This window comes from Pseudarthrobacter sp. NamE5, from assembly GCF_005796225.1.
In the GTDB taxonomy this organism is placed as follows: domain Bacteria; phylum Actinomycetota; class Actinomycetes; order Actinomycetales; family Micrococcaceae; genus Arthrobacter.
Map to the genome: position 1 here is coordinate 77,285 of NZ_VAHO01000013.1, position 8,469 is coordinate 85,753.

General features: G+C 61.6%; 8 protein-coding genes. 7 read left to right on the top strand and 1 reads right to left on the bottom strand.

The annotated features are described in order from the left end of the window. Window positions 1-30 precede the first annotated feature (30 nt). The gene (locus FDW84_RS14945) at window positions 31-453 is read right to left on the bottom strand and encodes a YybH family protein (RefSeq protein WP_240721534.1); all 423 of its coding nucleotides are present in this window, start codon (window positions 451-453) and stop codon (window positions 31-33) included. A gap of 209 nt (window positions 454-662) precedes the next feature. On the opposite strand from FDW84_RS14945, the gene FDW84_RS14950 reads away from it, so the two are divergent. The 7 genes from FDW84_RS14950 to FDW84_RS14980 all read left to right on the top strand — a co-directional run bounded on the left by FDW84_RS14950 (window position 663) and on the right by FDW84_RS14980 (window position 8,239). Further along, the gene (locus FDW84_RS14950; RefSeq protein ID WP_371419175.1) at window positions 663-1,718 is read left to right on the top strand and encodes a LacI family DNA-binding transcriptional regulator; all 1,056 of its coding nucleotides are present in this window, start codon (window positions 663-665) and stop codon (window positions 1,716-1,718) included. Window positions 1,719-1,861: 143 nt separating this feature from the next. Further along, the gene (locus FDW84_RS14955) at window positions 1,862-2,350 is read left to right on the top strand and encodes a hypothetical protein (RefSeq protein WP_138610304.1); all 489 of its coding nucleotides are present in this window, start codon (window positions 1,862-1,864) and stop codon (window positions 2,348-2,350) included. 106 nt (window positions 2,351-2,456) lie between these two features. Continuing rightward, window positions 2,457-3,611: a substrate-binding domain-containing protein gene (locus FDW84_RS14960; protein ID WP_171046795.1), complete on the top strand. Its 1,155-nt coding sequence runs from the start codon at window positions 2,457-2,459 to the stop codon at window positions 3,609-3,611. Window positions 3,612-3,677: 66 nt separating this feature from the next. After that, the gene (locus tag FDW84_RS14965) at window positions 3,678-5,192 is read left to right on the top strand and encodes a sugar ABC transporter ATP-binding protein (protein ID WP_138610305.1); all 1,515 of its coding nucleotides are present in this window, start codon (window positions 3,678-3,680) and stop codon (window positions 5,190-5,192) included. A gap of 2 nt (window positions 5,193-5,194) precedes the next feature. Next, window positions 5,195-6,184 carry an ABC transporter permease gene (locus FDW84_RS14970; protein WP_138610306.1) on the top strand — a complete coding sequence of 330 codons (990 nt, stop codon included), beginning with the start codon at window positions 5,195-5,197 and terminating at the stop codon, window positions 6,182-6,184. Window positions 6,185-6,202: 18 nt separating this feature from the next. Further along, window positions 6,203-7,021: a sugar phosphate isomerase/epimerase family protein gene (locus FDW84_RS14975; RefSeq protein ID WP_138610307.1), complete on the top strand. Its 819-nt coding sequence runs from the start codon at window positions 6,203-6,205 to the stop codon at window positions 7,019-7,021. A gap of 27 nt (window positions 7,022-7,048) precedes the next feature. Then, entirely contained in the window at window positions 7,049-8,239 is a 1,191-nt protein-coding gene (locus FDW84_RS14980; RefSeq protein WP_138610308.1) for a levoglucosan dehydrogenase, read from the top strand. The last annotated feature ends 230 nt before the right edge of the window (window positions 8,240-8,469 follow it).

Genomic DNA, 8,469 nt, shown 5'->3' on the forward strand with positions numbered 1-8,469 from the left:
ATCCTTGGGGAGGAGAGTCCGCAGTTCCGGCTACGGCGCTGCAGCAGGTAGCGGAGAAAGGTGCTCGTGTATTGCGGTCAGGCTGCCGTCTGCTGCCTGGCGGAAAACGACCGTTTCGCGTTCCCGGTAGGATTCCTGGCCTTCGCCGGTTTCCACTGTCGTCGCTACTTCATGGACAAAAACGGCACCGCCGGGGAATGCGGTAACCATTTGATCGCTTGACTGGCAGGAAACTACTTTCCACCCCCCGGCCAGCCAAGCCTTCCACAGCTTTTCATAATCGCTGCGGCTGCCCAGGGCCGTCGGCTCAGTATGGAAGACGAAAGTTGCATCTTCCGTGAAACAAGAAAAGTAGCGGCCTGTGTCAGTGGCAGCGAAGGCCTCGACGATGCTGGCTGCTGCTCTCAGCACTTCCTGTTCTGTAGGCATGACGGCCGGCCCGGCAGATCCCATTTCGCGTCCTAGGGGGAAGGGCAGGGCGATGCCTGCAGATAAACGTCTGTTGAACATTAGAATACACAGCGGAACGTGTCAACGGTCACAGCCGCCTTTAGGGAAGCGGTTGGCGCCTGTGCCGGGCTTCAAGGGGACGGCATCGCCGCGTAGAGTTTAAGTTCCATGCAACGCAGCCACCGCGCCGATAAGTGACAGAAGGAGAGGCAGTGGCAGGAGCAGCCAGGGGACCTGAAGTGAACTTTTCCGTTTCCACCCCTACAGCGCGCCGGATGAACATCAAGGAAGTAGCTCAGATGGCAGGCGTCTCGTACGGGACGGTTTCACGCGTGCTCAACGGCGCCCCCGATGTCAACGAAGCGACACGTGAACGCGTACTCCAGATCATCAAGGACGTCGGGTACCGCCGGAACCGTACGGCCACAGCCCTCGTAACTAATCGCTCCACCTCCATCGGCATAGTGACAGACGGCTCTCCCCGGTTTGGTCCAGTAGGAACGCTTATCGCCCTTGAGAGCGTGGCCCGGCAGAAGGGATATGCGACCACTGTCCTCTCGGCGGAACCCCCGTACGAGGACTCGGTACCGGAGACCCTCAATACTCTGGAAGACCTGGGTGTGGACGGGATTATCGTGATCGCCCCGCTTGTCCCCATGGCCGCCGCTGTTTGGAATGCACCCCTCCGCATTCCTGTCGAGATGATTGCCGCCGGCGCATCATCCACTGCCAACGTCTTCACCTACTCCGAAAACCAGGAATTGGGAGCGCGGCTGGCTACCCAGCACCTTATCGACCTCGGGCACACCGACATTGCCCACGTCGCCGGTTCCATGGACTGGTTTGATGGGCGGGTGCGCAAGCGCGGCTGGGAAGCGGCGCTCAGGGATGCCGGACTGAAGCCTGGACTCTGCCTTGAAGGGGACTGGAGCCCCAGATGGGCCTATGAAACAGGACTGCGGCTCGTGAAAGAGGGAAGGGTTCCCCGATCCATATTTGCCGCGAGTGACCACACGGCACTGGGCCTGATTCGTGCCTTTGCGGAAAGCGGCATCAATGTCCCCAACGACGTGAGCATTGTCGGATTCGACGACATCGAAGGCTCGGACTACTTCCTCCCGCCCCTGACGACAGTGCGCCAGGACTTCACCGCTTTGGCGACCATGAGCATAGAAGTTCTGCTGGGCGTCATAGCTGGGCAGGATGTGGACCGCACGCCTATTACTCCGACACTTATCACCCGCCGGAGCACCGCCAGGGCGCGCTAACCACCCCTCACACCCTCTAAGTCTCAAAAAGTTCCCTTCCCCCCGGTTCTAACCCTTGACACGCTTTCCGTAAACGTTCACGATTGTTCCACCGTAAACGTTCACGGAGCTATCGGACCTCAACGAGGAGGAAGGAGCGCAGGATGAACGGCGTAGTTGCTCAGGCCCTGGCGCTTCGGCCAGATGTAGCACCAAAAAATATTGACGCTGCCCAGTGGGCGAACGTGGAAAAACTCTTCGGGCAGGCAGCATGGGCCGATGAAGAAGCCGCGGAAGCCGTCCGAGCCTTTGTCCCACAGAGCACCTCCGCGGTAGTGGGGGTCGTTGAAGGCCAGATGCTCTGGGCAAGCCTCGTTGTCACCGTTGACGGTCAGTGCTTGCCCGTGTCGGTAACGACCGTCGGCGGCGCCACCGCACAGCTTACGGCTGATCTGGCCACGGTGGCAGCAGAGGCAGTCCGGTGGGTCCGCACCCAATATGGGCCCTGCTCCCTGGGGCTGTTCCTCGACAAATCTCATGCTGAAGCGTTCATCAGCGCTCCAGACAAGGCTGCCGCCCTGCGCGCAGCCTCGGCCGCTGGCGGGCTCGTCCTGTCGCCGGTCCCCCCTGCGCTGGCGATCGCCCTCGCCTGAGCAATTCGTATCCATCTCCACACCACCCTACACGCGCACATTCCGGCATCGTTCCTACAACCCGTCGGTGCGCATGCAACCCCACCTCCCAGTATTGGAGAACATCATGATTCGCAGGACTTCGCTTCTGGCGGCGGCCGCAGTCCTCTCGCTGTCTCTCGCTGCGTGCAGTTCCACCCCAACAACCACCGGAAATGAGGACGCCGGTGTGTCCCAAAAGGCCGAGCAGGCTCTCGAACAAATAAAGGGGCAGGTCCTGAGTAAAGGCCCCAACGGTGAAGCGCCCTCTCCTTCCTCCGCGGCAGATCTCACGCCGGAAGAAATCGAACAGGTCAAGGGCCTTGGCGCCACAGCCGCCATTGTCATGCACTACGGCGGCAATGACTGGGCCACCGCCCAGATCAATGGCCTCAAGAGCGAGTTCGAGAAGCTGGGCATCCGGGTCATTGCTACCACCGACGCCAACTTCAAGCCCGACAAGCAGGTCTCCGACATCGAGACAGTGCTCAGCCAAAAGCCGAACATCATCGTCTCCATCCCCACCGATCCAGTGGCCACGGCATCTGCCTACAAGAGAGCCTCCGAAGCCGGCGCCAAGCTCGTCTTCATGGATAATGTGCCCCAAGGCCTGACCGCTGGCCAGGATTACGTTTCTGTCGTCTCTGCAGACAACTTCGGCAACGGCGTTGTATCCGCCCACCAGATGGCGAAAGCCCTTGGCGGCCAGGGCAAGATCGGCTTGGTCTTCCACCAGGCAGACTTCTTCGTCACCAAGCAGCGCTACGACGGTTTCAAGGAGACCATAACCAAGGAGTACCCGGACATCCAGATAGTTGAGGAAAAAGGCATTGCCGGTCCGGACTTCGCGGGTGACGCCCAGGCCGCCGCAAACGCGATGCTGAGCAAGTACCCGGACCTCTCCGGAATCTGGGCTGTCTGGGATGTCCCGGCCGAGGGCGTTATGGCCGCCGCACGCGCCTCCGGGCGCCAGGACCTCAAGATCGCCACCGAGGACCTGGGAAAGAACGTGGCCATCGGGCTTGCCAAGAATGAGCTGATAGTCGGGCTCGGTGCCCAGGTGCCATTCGATCAGGGCGTTACTGAAGCACGGCTGGCGGCCGGCGCTTTGATCGGCAAGCAGGCGCCCGCCTACGTTGCACTGAGCGCACTGCCCGTGGACCACGCCAACGTGCTGGATGCCTGGAAGCAGGTCTACCACGAGGATGCTCCAAAAGAGCTTCAGGACTCCTACGAACAGTAGCGGGAAGCGGTGCGGGGACTCCTGTCCCCGCACCGCCGCTCCTGCTGCCACTCGGGAAGGGCACCAATGAATACCCAAGACAACAGCGACGTCGTCGAAATGCGTTCCATTTCAAAGGGCTTCAACGGCGTTTCCGTCCTAAAGGACGTCGACTTCCAAGTCCGAAAAGGCGAGGTCCACGCCCTCGCAGGTGGCAACGGTGCAGGCAAGTCCACCCTCATGAAGATCCTCCAGGGCGTCTACCACGCGGATGCAGGGGACATCCTCATCAGTGGCAAACCCGTTGCCATCAACTCCATCCAGGACGCTAAGGCCGCCGGCATCGGCATGGTTTTCCAGGAGTTCAGCCTGGTGCCCAGCCTGACTGTCGCACAGAACATCTTCCTCGCGGCCGAGCCCTTGGGCCGGGGTCTTCTTATCGATGACCGCACCGCCGTGCGCAAGTCGAGAGAGCTCTTCGCGGAAATGGAAGTGGACGTCGACCCCAGAGCCGAAGTTTCGCGGCTAGGCACCGCCTACTGGCAGCTGACGGAGATCGCCAAAGCACTCTCGCAGAATGCCCGGGTGCTCATCATGGACGAGCCCACCGCCAGCCTTGCGCGGCATGAGTCAGAAGCACTCTTCGAGCTGATTGACCGACTAAAAAAGCGTGGCATCTCCATCATCTACATCTCGCACCGGATGGACGAGGTCTACCGGCTCGCGGACAGGATCACCATCCTCCGGGACGGCCGCCGCCTGCTAACGGAGCCCCTGACCAATGTCACACCGGAGCAGATCGTAGAAGGCATTGTGGGCAAGAAGATCGAGGGCCAACTCGCCTACCGCGCCAGGGACCACATCATCCACGACGGCGCCCCCCTTCTGGAGGTGCGCGGGCTTACGGCCGGCCGGCGGGTACGGGACGTGTCCTTCACGCTCCGCCCAGGAGAGATCCTGGGCTTGGCCGGGCTGATGGGCAGCGGCCGCACTGAGTTGGCCAGGGCGCTTTTCGGCATCGACCGGGTGGACGACGGCGAAATCCTGATCCGGGGCAAAAAGTCCAGCCTCGCCTCTCCGCAGCAGGCTATCGACGCCGGCATTGCCCTCGTGCCCGAGGACCGGCGGGCCCAAGGCCTTGTGCTGGACCATTCCGTCCGCGAGAATCTGCTGCTGCCGCTCCTTGGGAAGATCAGGCGGGGACCGCTTCTGGACCAAGGCGCCGGTAAGGAACTTTCCTCATCGCTGATCTCGAAATTCGCCGTGAAGGTCGCCCATCCGAACCGGCCTGTGCGGCTCCTCTCCGGCGGTAATCAGCAAAAAGTCGTCATCGCCAAGTGGCTGGGCAACGATCCAGACATCCTGATCCTTGATGAGCCCACCGCGGGCGTCGACATCGGCACCAAGAGCGAAATTCTTGACATGATCCGCGATCTGGCCAGCGCCGGCAAGGCGGTCATTGTCATCTCCTCCGAGTATCCCGAACTCCTCGCGGTCAGCGACCGCGTTCTCGTCCTGAAGGACGGCTCCGTCCTCCGAGACATCCCCCGCAGCGAGATCGCTGACGAGGAATATCTCCAACTCGCAGTCCAGGGAGTCTAACCATGAGCAAGACAACCGCAATCAGCCCCGGCAACACCACCGAGGCACGGCGCAGCTTTGGTACCGCACTGAAGGAACTCGACTGGCGGCGCTACGTCATCTACATCGGCTTCGTTGTCGTATTCCTCTTTTTCGCCGTCCTCCTACGTGACCAGGGCTTCCTGTCACCGAACAACCTGCTGAACATCTTCCGGCAAACGGCCACGATCACGGTGATCGCAGTCGGCATGACCTACGTAATATCATGCGCAGAAATCGACCTCAGCGTCGGCTCGGTGGCAGGCCTCTCCAGTGTCTGTACTGCAATGGCGCTCTCGCAGTGGGGGCTGATACCAGGCATCCTCGCTGGTCTCGCCGTCGGCCTCTTGGTCGGCTCCATCAATGGAGCGCTGGTCAGCCTGCTGGGGATCCCCTCGTTCCTGGTCACATTAGGCATGCTTGGCATCGCCGCCGGAACCGCACAATGGATCACCGCCTCAGCACCGCAACCCATCCTCGATGACACCTTCAACACCCTCTTCGGCTCCGGCAACATCGGCCCGGTTCCCGGCCTGATCGTCTGGAGCGCAATCTTCGTGGCGATTGGCGCCGTGGTCCTTAACCGCACCAGGTTCGGCCGCCAGGTACTGGCCACCGGCGGCAACCGGACCGCAGCGGAGTTCACCGGCATCAACACCAAAAAGATCAAATTCCAGGTTCTGCTTATTTCAGGTGCAGTGGCCAGCGTCGCCGGCATGCTCTACGCCGGCCGCCTGCAGTCCGGCCGCTTCCAGTGGGGGGCAGGTGACGAACTATCCGCCATTGCTGCCGTCATCCTCGGCGGCACAAGCCTCTTCGGCGGAGCCGGCACCGTGATCGGCACCCTCTTCGGGGCCCTGCTGATCGGCCTCATCAACAACGGCCTCATCCTCGCAGGTTTGGATGCAAGCCAGCAGCAGGTCGTCCGGGGCGCGATCATCATTCTCGCCGTCGCCCTCGCCCGCAAGAAGTAATGTCCAGAAAGGCTCAGCATGAAACTCGGATACTGCACCATCACCTGGGGCGGCGTGGTCGGCCACCCGGTCGGCGTGACCAGCGTCAAGGATCTCTTTTACATGACCCACGGGCCCATGGACCAGGCAGTCACCGACATTGCCGCCGCCGGATACGAAGGCGTGGAGATGTTCGACGGCAACGTGGCTGAATACACCGACAGGCCGGAAGAACTCCGGGGCATCCTCGACAAGGCCCGCGTCTCCCTGGTCAGCGTCTACACCGGCGCCAACTTCATATACGCCGATATCCTCCCCGACGAGCTGCACCGCATACAGCGCGCCGCCGAGCTCGCGTCAACGTTCGGGGCGGAGCGGCTGGTGGTTGGAGGCGGTGCGCGCCGCGCTATCGGCACCAGCGAGGAGGACTACCGGCGGCTCGGTGAGGCACTGGACCGAGTCAACGACATTGCCCAGGCAGCAGGCCTCGCTGCCAGCTACCACCCGCACCTGACCACCATCGTGGAGAACCCGGACGAGCTGGAGCGGCTTATGGGGTTAACCCGCATCGGATTCTGCCCCGATACCGCCCACCTGGCAGCCGGAGGGGGCGACCCTGCAGCCGTCATCCGCAAGTATCCGGACCGGATCCGGCACGTCCACCTCAAGGATTACCGCAAGGATCCGTTCGCATTCCTGCCCCTCGGGCAGGGCGAGCTGGACTTCCCGGACATCATCGCGGCCATCAAGGAGAGCGGCTACGACAGCTGGCTCATGGTGGAACTTGATGAGTACGACGGCGATCCGAAAGCGGCTGCCGAAATCAGCCGGAAGTACCTCCAGCAACTCCTTCCCTGACCCCACACTTTGAAAAGGAACACGATCGTGAAAAACCTCAACGTCGGCCTCATCGGAGGCGGTTTCATGGGCAAGGCGCACTCCTTGGCGTACTCGGCGATGCCCATGTTCTTCTGGCCTGCCCCCGCCATCCCGGTCCGCCACACCATCGCGGAAGCGAATGAGTCCCTTGCCTCCGAGGCCGCCCGCCGCTTTGGTTTCGAGAACTCAACCACCGATTGGCACAGCATTGTCGAAAACCCGGCGATCGACGTCGTGGACATCGCCACCCCTAACCACTTGCACGCTGAGATTGCCATCGCGGCCGCCCAAGCAGGCAAGCACATTATCTGCGAGAAGCCGCTGGCCCGTACCGGCGAGGAATCCAAGGCGATGTATGAGGCGGTCAAGGACACCGGTATTGTCCACATGGTGGCCTTCAACTATCGTCGGACACCCTCAGTGGCATTGGCCAAGAGGTACATCCAGGAAGGCGCCATCGGGCGCATCCTGAACTTCCGCGGCACTTACCTGCAGGACTGGTCAGCGGATCCTGACTCACCACTCTCCTGGCGTTTCCAGAAGAACATCGCTGGCTCGGGTGCACTGGGTGACATCGCCACGCACGTGATCGATATGGCCCGCTACCTTGTTGGGGAGTTCGCCTCCGTTAATTCGATCCTCTCAACCTTCATTCCGGACCGCCCGCTCCAGACCGGCGGAGCTGACGCGCTGGGCAATGTCCGGGGCGGGGCGGGCCCGCGCGGAGAAGTGGACGTGGACGACGAGGTGTTGACGATGGTCCGCTTTGCCAACGGTGCAGTCGGCTCGATCGAAGCCACCCGGAACGCCTACGGCCGGAATAACTTCATCACCTTCGAAATACACGGCACCGAAGGCAGCATCTTTTTCAACTATGAGCGCCGCGACGAGCTGCAGGTCTGCTTCGCCGCTGATGGCAACGACCGGCGCGGCTTCCGCACCGTTTACACAGGTCCGGCCCACCCCTACGGCGAGGGGCTCTGGCCCATCCCAGCCCTTGGCGTCGGCTACGGCGAAACCAAGATCATCGAAGCCCACGACTTCTTCAAGGCGATAGCAGAAGGTGGGAGCGTGAGCCCCAACTTCGCTGATGGCTACCAAACCGCGCTTATCGATGACGCCATCATTGAGTCCGCCGAGAAGGAAGCGTGGGTAGATGTGCCCGTACTGGCGGAACTTGCAACCTCCACCAAGTAAGGGTATTTAGCTGATCCCGCTTCATCCACCGGGCCGGCTGCTTTCCGCAGCCGGCCCGGTGCACGCCGATCGCAGATGTCAGTGGACTCCGTCACAGCCGCTTTTCAGTGCCTGACGGCCGCGCTCCGCTTCCCCTGCATTAGGTAGGTACGAAGAATTCAGCGGTCATAGAAGGCTTCTTCAAGCCCCTAATTTGTCTTAAAACCCCCTAATTGCCTGTCAAGCAAGCC

Excerpts from the sequence above, each read along its gene's own strand:
- FDW84_RS14955 (WP_138610304.1), top strand. The coding sequence starts at position 1,862 with ATGAACGGCGTAGTTGCTCAGGCCCTGGCGCTTCGGCCAGATGTAGCA.
- FDW84_RS14975 (WP_138610307.1), top strand. The coding sequence starts at position 6,203 with ATGAAACTCGGATACTGCACCATCACCTGGGGCGGCGTGGTCGGCCAC.
- FDW84_RS14960 (WP_171046795.1), top strand. The coding sequence starts at position 2,457 with ATGATTCGCAGGACTTCGCTTCTGGCGGCGGCCGCAGTCCTCTCGCTG.
- FDW84_RS14965 (WP_138610305.1), top strand. The coding sequence starts at position 3,678 with ATGAATACCCAAGACAACAGCGACGTCGTCGAAATGCGTTCCATTTCA.
- FDW84_RS14970 (WP_138610306.1), top strand. The coding sequence starts at position 5,195 with ATGAGCAAGACAACCGCAATCAGCCCCGGCAACACCACCGAGGCACGG.
- FDW84_RS14945 (WP_240721534.1), bottom strand. The coding sequence starts at position 453 with ATGGGATCTGCCGGGCCGGCCGTCATGCCTACAGAACAGGAAGTGCTG.